The 17,263-nt window shown below is 71.5% G+C and carries 19 protein-coding genes; 11 read left to right on the top strand and 8 right to left on the bottom strand.

Annotation, left to right across the window (positions count from 1 at the left end; translation table 11 throughout):
• Window positions 1-150: 150 nt before the first annotated feature.
• On the bottom strand, window positions 151-1,341 hold the full coding sequence (locus ASH01_RS06730) for an ROK family transcriptional regulator (protein WP_056773340.1): 1,191 nt from the start codon (window positions 1,339-1,341) through the stop codon (window positions 151-153).
• 65 nt (window positions 1,342-1,406) lie between these two features.
• Between ASH01_RS06730 and xylA the strand changes: the two genes are divergently transcribed.
• Window positions 1,407-2,585 carry a xylose isomerase gene (xylA, locus tag ASH01_RS06735; protein ID WP_056773343.1) on the top strand — a complete coding sequence of 393 codons (1,179 nt, stop codon included), beginning with the start codon at window positions 1,407-1,409 and terminating at the stop codon, window positions 2,583-2,585.
• A 69-nt stretch (window positions 2,586-2,654) separates the two neighbouring features.
• Here xylA and ASH01_RS06740 read toward each other — a convergent pair whose 3' ends face one another.
• Entirely contained in the window at window positions 2,655-3,014 is a 360-nt protein-coding gene (locus ASH01_RS06740) for a VOC family protein (RefSeq protein ID WP_056773346.1), read from the bottom strand.
• A gap of 107 nt (window positions 3,015-3,121) precedes the next feature.
• On the opposite strand from ASH01_RS06740, the gene ASH01_RS06745 reads away from it, so the two are divergent.
• Complete coding sequence (locus tag ASH01_RS06745) at window positions 3,122-3,466, top strand: DUF2200 domain-containing protein (RefSeq protein WP_056773350.1); 345 nt, start codon at window positions 3,122-3,124, stop codon at window positions 3,464-3,466.
• A gap of 38 nt (window positions 3,467-3,504) precedes the next feature.
• Here the strand turns inward: ASH01_RS06745 and ASH01_RS06750 are convergent, their stop codons facing one another.
• Complete coding sequence (locus ASH01_RS06750) at window positions 3,505-4,194, bottom strand: TetR/AcrR family transcriptional regulator (protein WP_235508573.1); 690 nt, start codon at window positions 4,192-4,194, stop codon at window positions 3,505-3,507.
• Window positions 4,195-4,309: 115 nt separating this feature from the next.
• Here ASH01_RS06750 and ASH01_RS06755 point away from each other — a divergent pair, with 115 nt between their 5' ends.
• Complete coding sequence (locus ASH01_RS06755) at window positions 4,310-5,362, top strand: NAD(P)-dependent alcohol dehydrogenase (RefSeq protein WP_082619563.1); 1,053 nt, start codon at window positions 4,310-4,312, stop codon at window positions 5,360-5,362.
• On the opposite strand, the gene ASH01_RS06760 is transcribed toward ASH01_RS06755, so the two are convergent.
• Window positions 5,340-5,903 carry a hypothetical protein gene (locus ASH01_RS06760; protein ID WP_056773352.1) on the bottom strand — a complete coding sequence of 188 codons (564 nt, stop codon included), beginning with the start codon at window positions 5,901-5,903 and terminating at the stop codon, window positions 5,340-5,342. The two genes, ASH01_RS06755 and ASH01_RS06760, sit on opposite strands and share 23 nt — an antisense overlap.
• 22 nt (window positions 5,904-5,925) lie before the next feature.
• Window positions 5,926-6,873: an NAD(+)--rifampin ADP-ribosyltransferase gene (gene arr, locus ASH01_RS23905; protein ID WP_056773357.1), complete on the bottom strand. Its 948-nt coding sequence runs from the start codon at window positions 6,871-6,873 to the stop codon at window positions 5,926-5,928.
• Window positions 6,874-7,016: 143 nt separating this feature from the next.
• On the opposite strand from arr, the gene ASH01_RS06770 reads away from it, so the two are divergent.
• The 3 genes from ASH01_RS06770 to ASH01_RS06780 all read left to right on the top strand — a co-directional run bounded on the left by ASH01_RS06770 (window position 7,017) and on the right by ASH01_RS06780 (window position 10,142).
• Entirely contained in the window at window positions 7,017-7,601 is a 585-nt protein-coding gene (locus tag ASH01_RS06770) for a carboxymuconolactone decarboxylase family protein (protein WP_056773361.1), read from the top strand.
• The gene (locus ASH01_RS06775; protein ID WP_056773362.1) at window positions 7,598-8,476 is read left to right on the top strand and encodes an RNA polymerase sigma-70 factor; all 879 of its coding nucleotides are present in this window, start codon (window positions 7,598-7,600) and stop codon (window positions 8,474-8,476) included. Before ASH01_RS06770 ends, ASH01_RS06775 begins: the two co-directional genes overlap by 4 nt.
• A gap of 88 nt (window positions 8,477-8,564) precedes the next feature.
• Window positions 8,565-10,142: a phospholipase D-like domain-containing protein gene (locus tag ASH01_RS06780; RefSeq protein WP_056773365.1), complete on the top strand. Its 1,578-nt coding sequence runs from the start codon at window positions 8,565-8,567 to the stop codon at window positions 10,140-10,142.
• Between the two features lie 48 nt (window positions 10,143-10,190).
• Here the strand turns inward: ASH01_RS06780 and ASH01_RS06785 are convergent, their stop codons facing one another.
• Together ASH01_RS06785 and ASH01_RS06790 are read right to left on the bottom strand one after the other, a co-directional pair.
• The gene (locus ASH01_RS06785) at window positions 10,191-10,997 is read right to left on the bottom strand and encodes a GTPase (RefSeq protein WP_056773368.1); all 807 of its coding nucleotides are present in this window, start codon (window positions 10,995-10,997) and stop codon (window positions 10,191-10,193) included.
• A 210-nt stretch (window positions 10,998-11,207) separates the two neighbouring features.
• On the bottom strand, window positions 11,208-12,458 hold the full coding sequence (locus ASH01_RS06790) for a threonine/serine ThrE exporter family protein (protein WP_235509555.1): 1,251 nt from the start codon (window positions 12,456-12,458) through the stop codon (window positions 11,208-11,210).
• A gap of 127 nt (window positions 12,459-12,585) precedes the next feature.
• Between ASH01_RS06790 and ASH01_RS06795 the strand changes: the two genes are divergently transcribed.
• On the top strand, window positions 12,586-12,801 hold the full coding sequence (locus tag ASH01_RS06795; RefSeq protein ID WP_056773374.1) for a hypothetical protein: 216 nt from the start codon (window positions 12,586-12,588) through the stop codon (window positions 12,799-12,801).
• Between the two features lie 78 nt (window positions 12,802-12,879).
• Here the strand turns inward: ASH01_RS06795 and ASH01_RS06800 are convergent, their stop codons facing one another.
• Window positions 12,880-13,728 carry an alpha/beta fold hydrolase gene (locus tag ASH01_RS06800; protein ID WP_056773377.1) on the bottom strand — a complete coding sequence of 283 codons (849 nt, stop codon included), beginning with the start codon at window positions 13,726-13,728 and terminating at the stop codon, window positions 12,880-12,882.
• Window positions 13,729-13,796: 68 nt separating this feature from the next.
• Between ASH01_RS06800 and ASH01_RS06805 the strand changes: the two genes are divergently transcribed.
• The 4 genes from ASH01_RS06805 to ASH01_RS06820 all read left to right on the top strand — a co-directional run bounded on the left by ASH01_RS06805 (window position 13,797) and on the right by ASH01_RS06820 (window position 17,259).
• Window positions 13,797-14,402, top strand: a complete 606-nt coding sequence (locus tag ASH01_RS06805) for a TetR/AcrR family transcriptional regulator (protein WP_082619565.1) — start codon at window positions 13,797-13,799, stop codon at window positions 14,400-14,402.
• 112 nt (window positions 14,403-14,514) lie between these two features.
• The gene (locus ASH01_RS06810; protein ID WP_056773381.1) at window positions 14,515-15,204 is read left to right on the top strand and encodes a response regulator; all 690 of its coding nucleotides are present in this window, start codon (window positions 14,515-14,517) and stop codon (window positions 15,202-15,204) included.
• A gap of 100 nt (window positions 15,205-15,304) precedes the next feature.
• Window positions 15,305-16,204 (top strand): NAD-dependent epimerase/dehydratase family protein, encoded by a 900-nt coding sequence (locus ASH01_RS06815; protein WP_056773384.1) that lies wholly within the window; start codon window positions 15,305-15,307, stop codon window positions 16,202-16,204.
• Complete coding sequence (locus tag ASH01_RS06820; RefSeq protein ID WP_056773386.1) at window positions 16,201-17,259, top strand: zinc-dependent alcohol dehydrogenase family protein; 1,059 nt, start codon at window positions 16,201-16,203, stop codon at window positions 17,257-17,259. The genes ASH01_RS06815 and ASH01_RS06820 overlap by 4 nt, the downstream gene beginning before the upstream one ends.
• The last annotated feature ends 4 nt before the right edge of the window (window positions 17,260-17,263 follow it).

Raw genomic sequence — 17,263 nt, forward strand, 5'->3', positions numbered from 1 at the left:
CGATGGTACTGCACTGGTGACGGTGTGGGAGAGTAGGACGCAGCCGGACAACCATTCACGACAACCCCGCCAACACCGTTGGCGGGGTTGTCGCATTTCTGCGTCCATTCACGCCACCAGAGCGCCTTTCCCGACGGAAAGGCGCTCTTCTCAGTGTCCGAGCACCCCGGCGGGATCTCGGACGAGCTCGTCCAGGGCGAGCAGGGCGGCCCCCGTGGCTCCGGGCGCGGGGTCGTCCGACGCGATGACGACCCGAGGGCTGACCCAGCGCCCTGACAGCACCCGCCTGCCGAGGATCTCCTCGACTTCCGGGGTGAGTAGGTCACCCACCTGCGCGAGGTGTCCGCCGAGGACGACGGTGGGGATGTCGAGGACGTTGACGACGCCCGCGAGGGCGACGCCGAGAGCCCGGGCTGCCGATCGGGTGGCCAACTGCGCCTTCTCGTCGCCGTCTCGGGCCCGGGCCGCCAGTTCGGACGGCGTGGTGGACGCGTCGAGTCCCGCGGCGTCGAGCATGGCGAGCCGGCCGGCATACTGCTCGAGGCAGCCGGTGGAGCCACAGCGGCAGGGGGGTCCGTCGGGGTCGACGCAGACGTGGCCGATCTCCCCGGCCCAGCCGTGGCGGCCGGTCATGACCTCGCCGTCGACGACGACCGCTCCGCCGATGCCCACCTCGCCGCTGAGGTAGACGAAGTCCTGCGGCTGGCTGTCGCGCCCCGGCGCCGGATGGGCGTACGCGTGCGCGGCGAGGTCGGCCTCGTTGCCGAGGCGCAGGGGCAGGCCTCCGAGGACGGCCTCGAGCGCGGCGCCGGGCACGAGGTCCTCCCAGCCGAGGTTGGGGGCGCTGAGCAGACGACCCGCCTCGACGGCGACGATGCCGGGCAGCGCCAGGCCGGCGCCGACGACGCGGCAGCCGAGGGGTGCGCTCTCGAGGACCCGGCCGGCCATCGTCCTCAGGCGACGCAATGTGCTCCCGGGGCGTGAGCCTGCGAGGTCTGCGGTCAGGAGCCGCTCGGCGAGCACCACCCCCGTCAGGTCGACGAGGCGTACCGCGAGGTGGCCGACGCCGACCTGGAGGCCGAGCGCGGCGAAGCGACCGGTCTGCGCCCGGAGGGGGGTGGCCGGACGACCCGGGCGTCCCGGCCCGCCGACGACCGACTCGACCTCCTCGAGGATGCCGCCGGCGACGAGCTCGTCGACGAGGCGCGAGACCGTCGAGCGGGTGAGCGAGGTCGCGGCCGCGACGTCGGCGCGCGACGGTGGGGAGTCGGCGGCGAGGACGGTGCGCGCGACGAGGGCGAGGTTCGCGTGGCGCAGGCTCGCCTGGCGCAGGTTGGCCATGCCTTGACCCTAGCCGGTCCACGACGTAAGTTGCGTGACAAAACTAATCCCCTCGAGGAGTCGCAATGACGCGCCAGCCCACCCCCGACGACAAGTTCTCCTTCGGCCTGTGGACCGTCGGCTGGACCGGCACCGACCCCTTCGGCGGTCCGACGCGACCCGTCCTCGACCCGTGGGAGTACTCCGACAAGCTCGCCGAGCTCGGCGCGTGGGGCATCACCTTCCACGACAACGACGTCTTCCCCTTCGACGCCGACGACGCGACCCGCGCCCGCATCACCGGCCAGCTCAAGGACGCGACCGACCGCGCCGGCCTCACCATCGAGATGGTCACGACGAACACGTTCAGCCACCCCGTCTTCAAGGACGGCGGCCTGACGGCGAACGACCGCGGCGTGCGCCGCTTCGGTCTGCGCAAGGTGCTCCGGGCCGTCGACCTCGCTGCGGAGATGGGGGCCTCGACGTTCGTCATGTGGGGCGGTCGCGAGGGCAGTGAGTACGACGGGTCGAAGGACCTCCACGCCGCCTTCGACCGCTACAAGGAAGGCCTCGACACCGTCGCCGGCTACATCAAGTCCCAGGGCTACGACCTGCGGATCGCCTTGGAGCCCAAGCCGAACGAGCCGCGCGGCGACATCTTCCTGCCGACCGTCGGGCACGCTCTGGCCCTCATCGCCGAGCTCGACCACGGTGACATCGTCGGCCTCAACCCCGAGACGGGACACGAGCAGATGGCGGGTCTCAACTACACGCACGCGCTCGGGCAGGCGCTGTGGAGCGACAAGCTCTTCCACATCGACCTCAACGGCCAGCGCGGCATTAAGTACGACCAGGACCTGGTCTTCGGCCACGGCGACCTCGTCTCGGCCTTCTTCACCGTCGACCTCCTCGAGAACGGTTTCCCGGGCGTGCCCGACGGGCCGCGCTACCGCGGCCCGCGGCACTTCGACTACAAGCCCTCGCGCACCGAGTACATGGACGGCGTGTGGGAGTCGGCCGAGGCGTGCATGGCGATGTACCTCCTGCTCGCCGACAAGGCCGCCGCCTTCCGCGCCGACCCGCGCACCGCCGAGGCGTGGGCGTATGCCGGCGTGCTCGACCTCGCCGAGCCCACCCTGGGTGCCGGCGAGTCGCTCGAGGACTTCCTCGCGACCGACGACGGCTTCGACGCCGAGAAGGCCGCCGAGCGCGACTACGGCTTCGTCCGGCTCAACCAGCTCGCGCTCGAGCACCTCGTCGGCTGAGCTGCCCGAGCGCCGTCGCTGGCAGCTGAGGCGTCCGTCGACGCGGCGGTCGACGGGTCAGCCGACGGGTCAGTCGACGCAGAGGCAGAAGGGGTGGCCGGCGGGGTCGAGGAAGACGCGGAACGACGTGCCCGGCTGGTTGTCGTGCTTGGTCGCACCAAGCGCGAGCACCTCCGGCTCGGCCGCGTCGAGGTCCTCGACCATGACGTCGAGGTGCATCTGCTGCGGCACGACCTGGCCGGGCCACTGGGGCGAGCTGAAGTCCTCGACCTGCTGGAAGCAGATGCACTGGCCCGTCTCCGTGTCGCGGATCTCGCCCCACCCGTCGGACGCCTTGACCGTCCAGCCAAGCAGGGTGCCGTAGAAGGTGGCGAGTGCCTCCGCGTCGGGGCAGTCGATGACGAAGCTGGGATAGCGAGCGATGGCCATGGCGAGAACGCTATGACGTCTCCCGGACGAAAGGCGTCCGTATGCCGCGTGCTTCTTCCCCGTCCCACGCGTGGTCCGGCGTCAGCGGGCATCGCTACGCTCGACGCATGGAGCACCGCATCTTCACGACGTCCGTCGCGTCCGTCTACCCCCTCTACGTGAAGAAGCTCGAGCGCAAGGGCCGCACCAAGGCCGAGCTCGACGAGGTCATCGAGTGGCTCACCGGCTTCGACGACGAGGAGCTCGACCAGCACCTGGCCGCCGAGACGACCTTCGAGGGCTTCTTCGACCAGGCGCACCTCAACCCGAAGGTGTCCGCGATCACTGGCACCGTCTGCGGCATCCGCGTCGAGGAGGTCGAGGACCCGCTCATGCAGAAGATCCGCTACCTCGACAAGCTCGTCGACGAGCTCGCCAAGGGCAAGGCGATGGAGAAGGTCCTCCGAGCCTGAGGCACTGAGGCACTGGGGCAGCGTGGCGGTGTGACCGTCTACGACGGCGCGCCGCGGCTCACTCGCGCCTCGAGCGCGTCGAGGACGAGGTCGAGGCCGTAGTCGAACTCGAGGCCGAAGTCGTAGCCCGGCAGCAGGACGTGGCCGGTCGTGAACTCGAGCAGGTTGGGGTAGTCGGCGGCGAGGTACTCCAGCATCATCGACTCGGCCACCTCGCCCACGGTCTCCGGGCCGTTGATCGGCAACGAGGCCTCGGACATGGCGAAGCCGTAGACGTAGGAGTCGATGAGGGCGTACGCGTGTGCCGTCAGCGCGAGCGAGAAACCGGCGCCGCGGAGGCAGCCGATGACGGCGTCGAGGTGACGCAGGGTCGCCGGCCCCGGGCTCGTGCGTGACTGCAGCAGCGGGATGGCCCACGGGTGGCGGCGCAGGACCGCGCGCGCGGACGCGCAGCGGCGGTGCATCTCCGCGCGCCAGTCCCCTTCAGTGGCAGGCAGATCCATCTCGCCGAAGACGCGGTCGACGATGCCGTCGATGATCTCGTCCTTGCCGCCGACGTAGTGGTAGATCGACATCGGCTTCGTGCCGAGCTGCTCGGCGACGGCACGGATCGTCAGCGAGCCGAGCCCGCCGTCGTCGGCGACGCGCATGGCCCCGTCGAGCACCCGGTCCCGGCTGAGCGGCGCGCGGGTCGCGGGCGCGGGGCTGCCGCCTCTGCTCGTCGTCACGTCGTGCCTCTCGTCGCTCGTGGCGCTGACCCTAGCCAGCGTCGTACTAAGTACGCTACCGTGTTCGTACTAAGTACGACGCGACCGACGCGCCGCAGACGAGGGAGAAGCAGTCATGAAGGACCAACCGGCCACCGTCATCGGTGGGAGCGCGTCAGGTCAGTCGCACCGGGTCGCGGGCACGATGCAGGCCGTCGTCCAGGACGGCTACGGCACGTCCGACGTCCTGCGCGTCGCCGAGGTCGCCCGTCCCGTCATCGGGCCGCGCGAGGTGCTCGTCGAGGTCCGCGCCGCCGGTCTCGACCGCGGCACGTGGCACCTCATGCAGGGCAAGCCGCGGCTGCTGCGCCTCGTCTTCGGCCTCCGGTCGCCGAAGCAGCCCGTCATCGGCCGCGACGTCGCCGGCGTCGTCGTCGAGGTCGGCTCCGAGGTGACGACGTTCGCCGTCGGGGACAAGGTCTTCGGCGTCGCCCCCGGCTCGGTCGCCGAGTACGCCGTCGCCCGCGAGGACAAGCTCGCTCACCGCCCGGCCACCGTGACGTGGGAGCAGGCCGCGGTGGTCCCCATCTCCGGGGGCACCGCCGTGCAGGCCGTCGTCGACGCGGGCCGGGTGGCCGCGGGGCAGAAGGTGCTCGTCATCGGCGCCTCCGGCGGCGTCGGGTCGTATGCCGTTCAGCTCGCGAAGGCGGCCGGCGCCGAGGTCACCGGGGTGGCCAGCGCGGCCAAGGCCGACCTCGTCCGTACCCTGGGTGCCGACCACGTGCTCGACTACGCCGTCGACGACGTCGCGGACGGGACGCGCCACTACGACCTCATCATCGACATCGCCGGCCTGTCCGAGCTCTCCCGGCTGCGGCGCGCGCTCACCCCGAGGGGCACCCTCGTGCTCGTCGGTGGCGAGGGCGGCGGCGACTGGACGGGCGGCACGATGGGCCGACAGCTCCGGGCGCGGCTGTCGTCGGCCTTCAGCGGTCAGCGCCTGACGAGCGTCATCGCGCAGGAGCGGGGCGCCGACTACGTGCGGTTGGCCGCGCTCCTCGAGTCGGGCCAGGTCGTGCCGAGCCTCGAGCGGGCCTACCCCCTGGCCGAGACGGTCGACGCGATGAGGCACCTCGAGGCCGGCCGGGTCCGCGGCAAGATCGCCGTCACGGCACGATCCGGCGCATGACGCAGTTGCCCTGGCCCTTGGCCCGGACGTAGTCGAAGCCGGCCCGCTCGTAGAGGGCCCGGGTCCCGTCGTAGAGGACCGACTTCTTCTTGCCGTCGTTGTCGTGCGGATAGCCCTCGACGAGCCCGCCACCGGCCGCGGCCACGAAGTCGAGGACGCCCCGCAGCACGAGGTCCGACAGGTGCTTCCGGCGGTGGCGCTTGTCGACGAAGATGCACGTGATCCGGTAGTCGGGCAGGAGGTCGAGCTCCTCCTCGTACTGCTTGCGGTGGTAGATGTTGGGCAGCTCTGCGGGAGAGCCGAACTGAGCCCAGGCCACGGCCTCGTCTCCGTCGAAGGCTAGGGCGGCGTGCGCCCGGCCTTCCTCGACAAGGCGCTTCTTGAGGTCCCGGTTCGCCTCGTACTCGCGCTCCTTCTCCCAGCTCATCGTGTGGAACCACGTGCACCAGCACCCACCGAAGACGCCGCCGTGCCGCTCGATCATCGCGGCGTACGCGTCCCACGTCTCGGGTGTCAGCGCCTTGACCTCGTAGCCCGTCATCGTCCCTCTCCTCGGTCGGTCCCTAGTCGTCCATGGCCTCGATGCCGAGCTCGGCGAGCTCGCCCATCCGGGAGCGGATGTGCTCGACCATCGCCGCCGGCGGAGGCTCCCAGCCGAGGATCTCCTCGACGACGCGCAGCGGCTCCGTCGTGCGGTAGGACCGGGTCGGATTGCCGGGGAAGCGCTTGTCGGTGACGTTCGGGTCGTCCTCGATCGTGCCGACGGGCTCGACCCGGTAAACGCGCGGCGGCCCGTCGCCGCTGGCCAGCTCCGCGGCCAGAGGTGCCCCCTCGCGGCCGGCCGTGAGGTAGATGTGCTTCGACTGCCGGCCCGAGCCGTAGTTGGAGCGCCACCCCGGGGTGAGCAGCTCGCCGACGGCGACGTCGGCCCGCGTCCCGTGGAAGAAGGGGCCCGGGTCGTCGACGACGCGGGGCGTGGGCGGCGGGTCGCGGAGCAGGCTGTCGAGCCGGGTCATGAGGGCCGCGACCCTGGTGCGCCCGTGCGGCGCTCGCGGGTAGCGCCCGAGCACGTCGAGCAGCTCGGGCGTGGCCCGCTTCGCGGCAGCCGTCACGACGTACTCCGCGACGACGGGGTCATCGCCCCGGGCGAGCTCGGCCGCCCGGGCGGCGTGGGCCGCCGCCCCGAGGATGTGGCGCACCTGCGTCGCCTTGGCCAGCGGGTGGAGGTATGCCGCCGCGGAGGCGTCGCCCGCAGCGGTTGCCGCGTGCCGGGCGGGCTCGGTCGACGCCTCCTTCGCGGCACGGTGGGCGTCGGTGGCGGCCGTCCTCTGGAGACGCGAGCGCGGAGCGCCGTCGACGAACGCGCGCGCTGCGTCGAGCGCGGCCGCCGGGCGCGGGTCGTCGGGCTCAGCCCGCTCGAAGAGGAGGAGGGAGGGCTCGGCGCACGACACGGCATACGCCACCACGGCGCGGAGCTCGTCCGTCGTCAGCTCGAAGTCACCGGTCTGCATCCCTCCGAGTTTTCCACGGAGGCGGCCCGGGAGCGGGCGCTGCGGCCCGGCGTTCTCGATGTCGTGGCGGCGGGATGTCACATCCGGGGCGCGGCCGGTGTCTTCATGTCGACGCAACCCCGACGTTCCCCCGAGGAGGAACCATGACCCCCAGGATCCAGCCGAAGCCGATCACCGGCGCGTACGGCGCTGTCGTGAAGGTCTTCAGCCGCAGGATGTTCGGCCAGGTGCCCGAGTCGCTCGGTGTCATGTGGCACCACGTCCCGGCGCTCAAGGCCGGCATGCGCTTCGGGCAGCAGCTGCAGAAGTGGGACGCGTGCGACGAGGGCCTCAAGTCCTTCGCTCACATGGCCGTGGCGTCGCTCGTCGGCTGCACGTGGTGCCTCGACTTCAACTACTTCATGGCCAAGAACCACGGCCTCGACGTCGAGCGGGCGCGGGAGATCCCGCGCTGGCGCGAGTCCGACGTCTTCACGCCGCTCGAGCGGGAGGTCATGGCGTACGCCGATGCGATGAGCCAGACGCCACCCACCGTCACCGACGACATGGTCGAGAGCCTCGAGGGGCAGCTCGGCAACGCCGGGGTCGTCGAGCTGACGACGGTCATCGGCTACGCCAACCTCACGACTCGCTCGAACGTCGCCCTCGGGATCGAGTCGGAGGGCTTCGCGTCGGCGTGCGGTCTGGGGCCGATGGCCGAGCGCACCGCCGTACGCTCGACGGCATGAGCCGGGACCCGTTCCTCGACCACCGCAGCCTGCTCTTCACGGTGGCCTACGAGATGCTCGGGTCGGCAGCTGACGCCGAGGACGTCGTGCAGGAGACGTGGCTGCGGTGGGCCGACGTCGGTGACGACGCTCGCGCCGTCGTGCGCGACCCGCGGGCCTACCTCGTGCGCATCGTCACCCGGCAGGCGCTCAACCGGCTGCGGACGCTCGCCCGCCGGCGCGAGGACTACGTCGGCGAGTGGCTGCCCGAGCCGCTGCTCACGAGTCCGGACGTCGCCGAGGACGTCGAGCTCGCCGAGAGCGTGTCGATCGCGATGCTCACGGTGCTCGAGACGCTGACCCCGACCGAGCGGGCGGTCTTCGTGCTGCGCGAGGTCTTCGACGTGCCCTACGACGAGATCGCCGAGGCCGTGGGCAAGGGGACGGCGGCGGTGCGCCAGGTGGCCCACCGCGCCCGCGAGCACGTGGCGGCCCGCCGTCCCCGGGTGGCCGTCGACCGGTCGGAGCAGGAGCAGGTGCTCGAGCGCTTCATGGCCGCGGTGACGAACGGTGACGTGCAGGCGCTCATGGACGTGCTCGCCCCGGACGTCGTCCTCGTCGCCGACGGCGGCGGGCTGGCGCAGGCCGCCCGGCATCCGGTCACCGGCGCCAAGCGGGTGGCGAACTTCCTCTCGGCCTTCCCCCGCGTCAGCGAAGGGGCCCGGATCGCGACCCTGTCGCTCAACGGTGGGCGCGCGGTGCGGATCGACCTGCCGGCCTTCGGGACGACGGTCGTCAGCGTGGACGTCGAGGACGGCCGGATCACGCACGTCTACGCGATGCGCAACCCGATGAAGCTCGAGCGGCTGGGGCAGGAGGCCGAGCTGACCCGCTGACCCCGCCCTCACGGCATACGCGATCGGTGTCGGGCGCGTATGCCGTCGGGAGCGCTCGCTGCGGTCGCGGATGGGGCATGCTCGACGCATGGTCGAGCCTGCTGACTGGTTGCTGACCCGGGCCGAGCGCGGCAACCCGACGACCCAGGTCGACGCGCTGCACGGTGACCGGGCGTGGTCCGAGGGCAACCACGTGCGTCCGCTCATCCACGGCGCGACGTACTTCCGCGCGCTGCACGACGCGCTCGAGGCGACGGGGCCGGGCGACCTCGTGCTCTTCACCGACTGGCAGGGCGACGGCGACGAACGGCTGACCGGCGAGCCCGGCAGCGAGGTGGTCGAGGTGCTGTCCCGTGCGGACCGGCGCGGCGTCGTCGTCTACGGGCTGGTGTGGCGCTCGCACCTCGACCAGACCGGCTTCTTCGCCACGGAGAACCGTCACCTCGGGGAGCAGCTGGCGAAGCGGGGTGCCAAGGTGCTGCTCGACATGCGGGTACGCACGGGTGGATCGCACCACCAGAAGTTCGTCGTCATCCGGCACCGTGACGACCCGACCCGCGACGTGGCGTTCGTCGGCGGGATCGACCTCGCGCACAACCGGCGGGACGACGCGACGCACGAGGGTGACCCGCAGCCCCAGCGCCTCGCCGACGAGTACGGCGCGCACCCGCCGTGGCACGACGTCCAGACGTCGATCCAGGGGCCGGCGGTCCACGACGTCGAGACGGTCTTCCGGGAGCGGTGGGAGGACCCGACGCCGTTGACGCGGGCTCCGTGGCGACGCGCGGCCGACCAGGCCCGTGGTCTGGCCAGCTCGCCGGCGCCGCTCCCCGAGCAGTGGCCGCCTCCGCCGCCCGCCGGGGACCACACGGTGCAGCTCCTCCGGACCTATCCCGACCTCAGGCACGGCCGCGACTATCCCTTCGCCAGGGGCGGGGAGCGCAGCGTGGCGCGGGGCTACGCCAAGGCCGTGCAGCGGGCGGAGCGTCTCGTCTACGTCGAGGACCAGTACTTCTGGGGCCACGACGTGGCGCGCGTCTTCGAGGAGCAGCTGCGGATGCAGCCGGGCCTGCACCTCGTCGTCGTCATCCCGCTCGTCCCCGACCTCGACGGGGTCAACCGCGTGCCGCAGCTGCTCGGTCGTGACCGCGCGATCGCCCGACTGAAGGCGGTCGCTCCCGGCCGCGTGGCGGCATACGGCCTCGAGAACCGTGCCGGCGTGCCCGTCTACGTGCACGCCAAGGTCTGCGTCATCGACGACACGTGGGCCGGCATCGGCTCGGACAACTTCAGCCGACGCTCGTGGACGCACGACTCTGAGCTGTCGGCCGTCGTGCTCGACGAGGCATATGCCCGCGAGCTGCGGCTCACGCTGGCCGCCGAGCACCTCGACCGGCTGAAGGCGGTGGGCGACGGCGGCCTCGAGGCGGCGATGGGCGACTGTCTCGATCCCGTGGGGATGTTCGAGGCCTATGCGAGCCGTGCAGCAGAGCTCGAGGCCTGGCACGTGGGCGGCAGGTACGGGGCGCGACCGCCCGGGCGGTTGCGCCTGCTGCCGATGCCGCAGCTCACGGCCCGTCAGCGGGCGTGGGCGCCGCTGCCGCTCGACCTGATCCACGACCCCGACGGCCGGCCGAAGGCGCTGCGAGAGGCCGACCGCTACTGACGTGGGTCGGTGCCGCCGCGGCGACGCCCCGGGCGGGGACGCCCCGGGTCAGGCGTGGCCGCTGAGCTGGCCGAGGCGGGTGGCGAGAGCGTCCACCATGGCGCCGGCGCGCTTCTCCGGGAGGGCCGACTTGCGGTCGCCGCCCTGGCTGGAGACGGGGAGCACGTCGATGGAGAGCTTGGCGCCGCCGGCGAGGGCGCGCAGGGCGTCGACCTTGTCGCCGAACGGCGTGCCGCTGCCGGGCGAGTAGTAGTGAACGGCCTCGTCGACGTCGTCGGGGTAGAGGTCGGTCTTCGTCACGGCGATGATGAGCCAGATCGGCTTGCTGCGGCGGACGGCCAGCGAGGCGATGCGGTGCGAGGTGATGGTCCAGTCCTCGAGCTCGGCGGCGAGCTGCTCCTCGCGGCTCGCGGTGGCGACGCCGCTCGTGCCGCCGGCGCGGCGCGGGGTGGCGTAGCCGTTCGCGACGACGTGGATGAGGCCGTCGACCGGCTCGTCGTGGAAGACCTCGTCGAGGGCGGCGAGGCGGGTGGCGGCGTTGTCGCCCGGGACGACGAGGAAGCGGAAGCCGTGCAGCTTGGCGCCCTTGCGGGTGCGGCGCTCCATCGTGGCCGAGCCGACCTCGGCGGCGGCGTCGTCGGTCGAGCGGCGTGAGAGGCGGTCGACGAGCTGGCTCTTGCCCACGCCGGTCATGCCGGTCACGGCGACCATGGGGTAGCGGTCGCGCAGCAGCCGGCTTAGGCGCTCGGGGGCCTGGGCAAGAGCGGTCAGCAGACCGGTGGCGACGGTCGCGCCCAACGCGGTGCGACTCGACGTCGGCAGGATGGTCCTGATCCGGGATGAAGTCTGAGACACGGTGCCTCCTCGGCGTGCTGGTCTGGGGCCAGTTGACCCTAGAGCCTACGTTCCGTACCCCCGGTGCCGCTGTCCGCACCGGCGGGCAACGCGCAACACCCCGTCCTGGCGAGAGGACAGGGTGTTGCGTCTCCGACTCTAGCCGTACGCCGTGGGGCTCGTATGCCGTGGGCGTCGTATGCCGTGGGGGTCGTATGCCGTGGCCGCGGTTCACGTGGTGGGGTCGACGCGTGCGACGGGGGTCGCGAGCCGGCCGCGGAGGGCGCGGCCGACGGAGGAGCCGACGAGCAGGCCGAGCGAGATGGCGATGGCCACGCCGAGCAGGCCGAGGGCGACGTCGGTGGCGGACTCGCGGCCGGCGGCCAGCTCGGTGACGCCGACGAGGCCGAGGCTGCCCGGGACGAGGAGCCAGAAGGCGGGGAGGAAGAGGACGAGGCGCGGCAGCTGCGGGCGGCGCAGCTCGACGACGCTGGCGCCGAGGCTGGCCGCGATGGCGCCGACGAAGCCGCCGAGGGCGATCGACCCGAGCTCCTGGCCGGCGACCTGCGCGCCGAAGGCGAGGCTGAGCACGAGCAGCACCCAGCCCTGCATGCGCAGTGGGACGCCCTCCATGAGGCAGATGCTCGCGCCGATGAGGAGCAGGCCGACGACGGCTCCGGCCCAGCCGATCTCGTCGACGCGGAGGTTGACGAGGGTCTGGGTCGGAATCCGGAGCAGGGCGGTGGCCATGAGCAGGCCAAGGGCAAAGAGGCCGAGCTGGGTCAGGCCGTAGGCGAGTCGGGCCGAGCCGGCCTGCATGTGGCCGGAGGCGAGCTCGGACATGCCGTTGACGACGAGCGCGCCGGGCAGTAGGACCGCGAGCGGGGGCAGGACGGTGCGTAGCGGCCCCTCGAGCAGGCCCGCGTTGGCGGCGCCGAAGACGACGAGCGACACGGCGAAGGCTGCGAAGGTCGGGAGCAGCGCCTTGACCACCTCGTAGCGCTCGGCGAGCTGGACGAGAGCGAGGACGATGAGGGCGCAGACCGCCGCTGCGGCGACGTTGGCCCAGCCGGGCTGGAGGATGAGCGCGATGCCGACGGCGAGGACGGGCCAGGCGAGGGCGACGAGCCAGGCCGGCTGCTGGACGGGGCGCCTGGCCGTGGCGGCGAGCTCGTCGCGGGCGGCGGCGATGGTCAGCACGCCGGTGACGAGCTGGTGGCGGATGAGACGGACGCTCGCCGACTGGTGCAGGCGCAGGCCGGGAGGGGCCGAGCGGAAGGTCGACGGGCCACCCGGGGTGAGGCTGACCATGAGGCCGGTCGGTCCGACGGCGGCCTGGACCTCGGGGAATCCGAGGCGGACGCTCACCTCGGCGAGCTCCTCCTCGATCTCCTGCACCGGCTGTCCGGTGGCGATCATGGCGGTGCCGAGCTCGGCCAGCAGGGCGCGGGTCTCGGTCTGCCGGTCCGCGTCGTCCTGCATGGTCGTCATCATGTCAGCGGTTGAGCCGCCCGGAAGAAAAGTCCGGGCGGACTGCATCCGGACGCATCCCCCGTGCGGAATAGGTGTTGATGGGTGACTCGCACCCACCAACAGAAAGGGATGTCTCATGAAGCGCATTCTCGCCACGGGGTCCATCGCCGTTCTCGCCATGGTCGGCTTCGCCGGCAGCGCCAACGCAGCACCGTCCACTTCGGCGTGCTTCGGCCAGGTGCACAAGACGGTGAACAGCGGCGGCGTCCCGGGATTCGAGAACGTGGGGCAGCTCGTTCAGGCCGTCGGCGGGGGCCAGGCCAAGAACGCAGTCGCGAAGTCTCTCTGCTGAGAGGCCGGCTCCTCACCACGTGATCGACAGCGGCGGCTCGGATCCTGACCCTCGGACCCGAGCCGCCCCTTCGCATGCTCACGCGAGGCGGTCCCAGAACCGGCGGAGGTGGGAGGCCAGGGCCTCAGGCTGCTCCAGCGGGACCAGGGTGCGAGCTCGCTCGACCGTCACCGCTGCGGCGTCGGGTGCCACAGCGGCGGCATCCTCGGCATTCTGCGGACTCCAGTCGCCGCGGTCGTCGGACGCCACGAAGAGGCTCGGGACCGTGAGGTCGGCGAGCTCAGCGGTGACATCGACCCGGTTGAGGATGAAGGAGCGGACGGCCAAGGCCATGCTGCGGCGGGTGGGCCGCGCCAAGGACTCCTCCACCACCTGACGCAGAGGCGCACGGTCTCGGGAGGCATCGGTGAGCATGGCCGCGAGGATCGCCGTGCGCACCGGCCCCACGGGACCTGCCGTGCGAAGGATCGGGAGCAGGAGCGTGATCTGCCGACGCAGCGGGGCGTCGACCGGCTGGGCCGGTGAGCTGACGGCCACGAGACTGCGGAGCAGCCCGGCTCGCGCGGCGAGCTTGAAGCCGACGTGCCCGCCGAAGGCGTTGCCGACCCAGTCGACCGGGCCGTCCACGCCGAGTCCGGCGAGCAGGTCGGTGGCCGCGTTTGCGGCGCCGGCGATGTCGCTGGCCTCGCGCAGGGGCTCGCTCAGGCCCAATCCGGGCGGGTCGACGAGCGCGTACCGGCGCCCCTGAGGCAGCAGCGGCAGCACAGGGTCCCAGGTGTGGCTGTCGACGAACATCGACGACCACAGCACGGTCGTGGGCCCGTCGCCGACGAGACGCACGTGAAGCCGGCCGAGCCGGGTGGGCACGAGGGCGGTGCTCCCGGCGAGCGTGCCTTCGCTGCCGGAGGCGGGGGTGTAGTGGTCCATCGAGTGCTCCTTGGGTGAGTTGAACTTAGTGAGACTGACATGAATATATTGAGGTTAGCATTGCTCGCATGAAAGATGGGGCGGCTCGTGCGTACCGGATGACGGCCCGGGCGGAGGCGGCCGAGCGGACCGGCCAGCGGATCATCGACGCGATGCTCGGCCTCTACGCCGACGTCCCGTACGACCGCATCCGGCTCGAGGACGTCGCCGCCGCGGCCGAGGTCACGGTGCAGACGGTGATCCGGCGCTTCGGCACGAAGCACGGGCTCCTGGCCGCAACGGTCGAGCGTGAGCTCTCGCGGCTCGCCGCCGACCGCGCGGCCGCAGTGGGGGAGAGCCCCGAGGGCACGCTGCACTCGCTGGTCCGCTACTACGAGAACCACGGCGCCCTCATCCTCAAGCTCTACGCCGAGGCGGGGCAGGCGCCCGGTGTGCCGGAGCTCGCCGCCCGCAGCCGCGGCTACCACGTGAGCTGGTGCCGCGAGGCCTTCGCCGAGCACCTCGAAGGCGTCCACGACAAGGCGACTCGCACCCGACGACTGGCCCAGATCATCGCCATCTGTGACGCGACGACGTGGCGGATCCTCCGGTTCGACGGCGGGCTCACCGCCCGGCAGACCGAGGAAGCGCTCAGCGAGATGCTGCTCCCCCTGCTCCCAACAGTCGGGGCGTGACCGGCGCCCGCGCAGTCGCCGGCGAGTTGTGCTCGGCGCTCACCGGGCTGGCGCGCCTCGACGAGCTGGACCTGGCGGCCAAGCCGGCCCAGTCGTGCGCGAGGATGGGACGGTGACCTCGGCCGCGGATCGCATCCGCGTTCTCATCGTTGACGACCACGGCCTCTACCGCCGGGGGCTGCAGACCGTGCTCGCCGTCGAGGACGACATCGAGGTCGTGGCACAGGCGGCCGACGGGGTCGAGGCGGTCCACCAGGCCGAGGAGTTCCTTCCCGACGTCATCGTCATGGACGTCGGTATGCCGAAACGCGGAGGGATCGAGGCGTGCCGGATCATCAAGCAGCGCGTCCCCTCGGTGCTGATCCTGATGCTCACCGGCTCCGACGATGACGCTGACCTCTTCGAGGCAATTCGTGCGGGCGCCGACGGTTACCTCCTGAAGAGCGTCATCGAGGACATCGCGGCCGGCATCCGTGGCGTGGCCAGCGGGGAGTCCCAGCTCTCACCGGCGATGGCCACCAAGCTGCTCCTCGAGTTCAAACAGATCAGCACCTCACCCCCGGCTCAGCCGCCTACGCCGGCGCTCGAGCTGCGGCCGAGCCTGACACTGCGCGAGGTCGAGGTCCTCCAGTGCGTCGCGCAGGGCCGGCTCAACCGCGAGATCGCCGACGAGCTGAGCATTACCGAGAACACCGTCCGGAGCCACATCCGCAACATCCTCGACAAGCTGCAGATGCACACGCGCATGGAGGCGGCTATGTATGCCGTGCGCCAGCGGCTCATCGATCCCGGCGTCGACTGAAGAGCTGGTCCGAGGGTGTTGCGTGGCTGGGGAATGCGTCTGGAGGCTCACCGTCCGAGCGTGCCCGGGTTGTGCGCCGGATCGGTGATTGGATCGGGGTATGCGCATCTTCTTCACCGGCGGCAGCGGCAAGGCCGGCAAGCACGTCGCAACGTTCCTCGCCGAGCAGGGGCACCAGGTCACGAACGCCGACCTCGTGCCGCTGCGGCATGCGGCCGTCGATGACCTCCGCGTCGACCTGACCGACGCCGGCGAGGTCTACTCGGCGCTCGCGGGACTGGCGCGCTTCGACGAGCTGGACCTGCCGGCCAAGCCGGCCTACGACGCCGTCGTGCACTTCGCCGCAGTGCCGGCGATCCTGCTGACGTCGGAGGCGAAGACGTACGCGACGAACGTGCTGAGCACGTACAACGTGCTCGAGGCCGCGACGCGGCTCGGCGTGCGCAAGGTGATCTTCGCGTCTTCGGAGACGACGTACGGCGTCTGCTTCGCGCAGGGCGAGCGGCGGCCGCTCTACGTGCCGGTCGACGAGGAGCACCCGACGGTGCCGGAGGACTCCTACGCGATGTCGAAGGTCGCCAACGAGGTGACGGCGCGCTCCTTCCAGGCCCGCACCGGCTTCGACATCTACGGCCTGCGCATCAACAACGTCATCGAGCCGCACGAGTACGCCGAGATGTTCCCGCGGTTCCTCACGGACCCGGCGCCGCGGCGGCGCAACATCTTCGCCTACATCGACACCCGCGACCTCGGCCAGATGGTGCAGCGATGCCTCGAGGTCGACGGTCTGGGCTTCGAGGTCTTCAACGTCGCCAACGCCGACATGTCCGTCGCCGCGACGACCGACGAGGTGCGCGAGCGCTTCTACGACGGGGTCGAGCTGCGACGGCCGATGGGACGCAACGAGACCTTCTACTCCATCGACAAGGCGCGCGACCTGCTCGGCTACTCGCCCCAGCACTCGTGGCGCGACGTCCTGACGGACCCGCACGCGTCGTGAAGTCCGTCGTCTACGACGACTACGGGCGTATGCCGGAGCTGCGGGACGTTCCGGAGCCCGAGTGTCCGTCGGGCGGGGTCGTCATCGCTGTGAAGGCGACGGGCGTATGCCGTTCGGACTGGCACGCGTGGAAGGGGCACGACCCCGTGTCGTTGCCGCACATCCCCGGCCACGAGCTGGCCGGTGTCGTGGCCTCGGTCGGGACTGGCGTGCGGGACTGGGCTGTCGGCGACCGGGTGACGGTGCCCTTCGTGTGCGGGTGTGGTGTGTGCTCGTGGTGCCTTGCCGGCGAGGCGCAGGTGTGTCCCGACCAGACGCAGCCGGGCTTCACGGGTCCGGGGTCGTTCGCCGAGCTCGTGGCGATCCACGGGGCCGACACGAACCTCGTGCGGCTGCCCGACTCGGTCGACTTCGTGACGGCCGCGTCGCTGGGGTGTCGTTTCGCGACGGCGTTCCGGGCTCTGACGACGCACGGTCGTCTTGAGTCTGGTCAGTGGCTGGCGGTGCACGGGTGTGGCGGAGTCGGTCTGTCGGCGGTGATGATCGCGGTGGCTCTTGGTGCCCAGGTCGTCGCTGTCGACGTGAATCCTGCTGCGCTGGAACGGGCCTCGTCGTTGGGCGCTGCTGCGGTTGTCGACGGCGAGGCTGTTGAGGACGTGGCTTCGGCGATCCGGGCGGTATCGGGAGGCGGCGCGCATGTCTCCATCGACGCGTTTGGCTCGCCCGAACTGGCGGTCGCCTCGGTGCGTAGCCTGCGCCGGCGTGGACGACACGTGCAGGCCGGACTGCTGCTCGGCCCGAACTCGACCCCGCCGCTCCCGATGGACCTCGTCATCTCCCAGGAGCTGGAGATCCACGGCTCCCATGGCATGCCTGCCCGCGACTACCCCGCGATGCTCGCCCTGATCGAGGACGGCACCCTGCGCCCCGCCGACCTCGTCGGCCACGTCATCGGACTCGAGGAAGCCGGCACGGCTCTCGCTGCCATGGACCGCCCCTCGAGGGTGGGGATGACAGTCGTGAGCCTTGAGTCGTCGTCGCCCGGGAAGGCGTAGGCGC

It is taken from the genome of Terrabacter sp. Soil811 (assembly GCF_001429655.1).
Lineage (GTDB): Bacteria > Actinomycetota > Actinomycetes > Actinomycetales > Dermatophilaceae > Terrabacter.

Bases quoted from the DNA above. Each gene is read 5' to 3' on its own strand.
- ASH01_RS06770 (WP_056773361.1), top strand. From the start codon at position 7,017: ATGACCCCCAGGATCCAGCCGAAGCCGATCACCGGCGCGTACGGCGCT.
- ASH01_RS06815 (WP_056773384.1), top strand. From the start codon at position 15,305: ATGCGCATCTTCTTCACCGGCGGCAGCGGCAAGGCCGGCAAGCACGTC.
- ASH01_RS06800 (WP_056773377.1), bottom strand. From the start codon at position 13,728: ATGGACCACTACACCCCCGCCTCCGGCAGCGAAGGCACGCTCGCCGGG.
- arr (WP_056773357.1), bottom strand. From the start codon at position 6,873: ATGCAGACCGGTGACTTCGAGCTGACGACGGACGAGCTCCGCGCCGTG.
- ASH01_RS06780 (WP_056773365.1), top strand. From the start codon at position 8,565: ATGGTCGAGCCTGCTGACTGGTTGCTGACCCGGGCCGAGCGCGGCAAC.
- ASH01_RS06775 (WP_056773362.1), top strand. From the start codon at position 7,598: ATGAGCCGGGACCCGTTCCTCGACCACCGCAGCCTGCTCTTCACGGTG.
- ASH01_RS06795 (WP_056773374.1), top strand. From the start codon at position 12,586: ATGAAGCGCATTCTCGCCACGGGGTCCATCGCCGTTCTCGCCATGGTC.
- ASH01_RS06760 (WP_056773352.1), bottom strand. From the start codon at position 5,903: ATGACGGGCTACGAGGTCAAGGCGCTGACACCCGAGACGTGGGACGCG.
- xylA (WP_056773343.1), top strand. From the start codon at position 1,407: ATGACGCGCCAGCCCACCCCCGACGACAAGTTCTCCTTCGGCCTGTGG.
- ASH01_RS06745 (WP_056773350.1), top strand. From the start codon at position 3,122: ATGGAGCACCGCATCTTCACGACGTCCGTCGCGTCCGTCTACCCCCTC.
- ASH01_RS06805 (WP_082619565.1), top strand. From the start codon at position 13,797: ATGAAAGATGGGGCGGCTCGTGCGTACCGGATGACGGCCCGGGCGGAG.
- ASH01_RS06755 (WP_082619563.1), top strand. From the start codon at position 4,310: ATGAAGGACCAACCGGCCACCGTCATCGGTGGGAGCGCGTCAGGTCAG.
- ASH01_RS06790 (WP_235509555.1), bottom strand. From the start codon at position 12,458: ATGCAGGACGACGCGGACCGGCAGACCGAGACCCGCGCCCTGCTGGCC.
- ASH01_RS06730 (WP_056773340.1), bottom strand. From the start codon at position 1,341: ATGGCCAACCTGCGCCAGGCGAGCCTGCGCCACGCGAACCTCGCCCTC.
- ASH01_RS06740 (WP_056773346.1), bottom strand. From the start codon at position 3,014: ATGGCCATCGCTCGCTATCCCAGCTTCGTCATCGACTGCCCCGACGCG.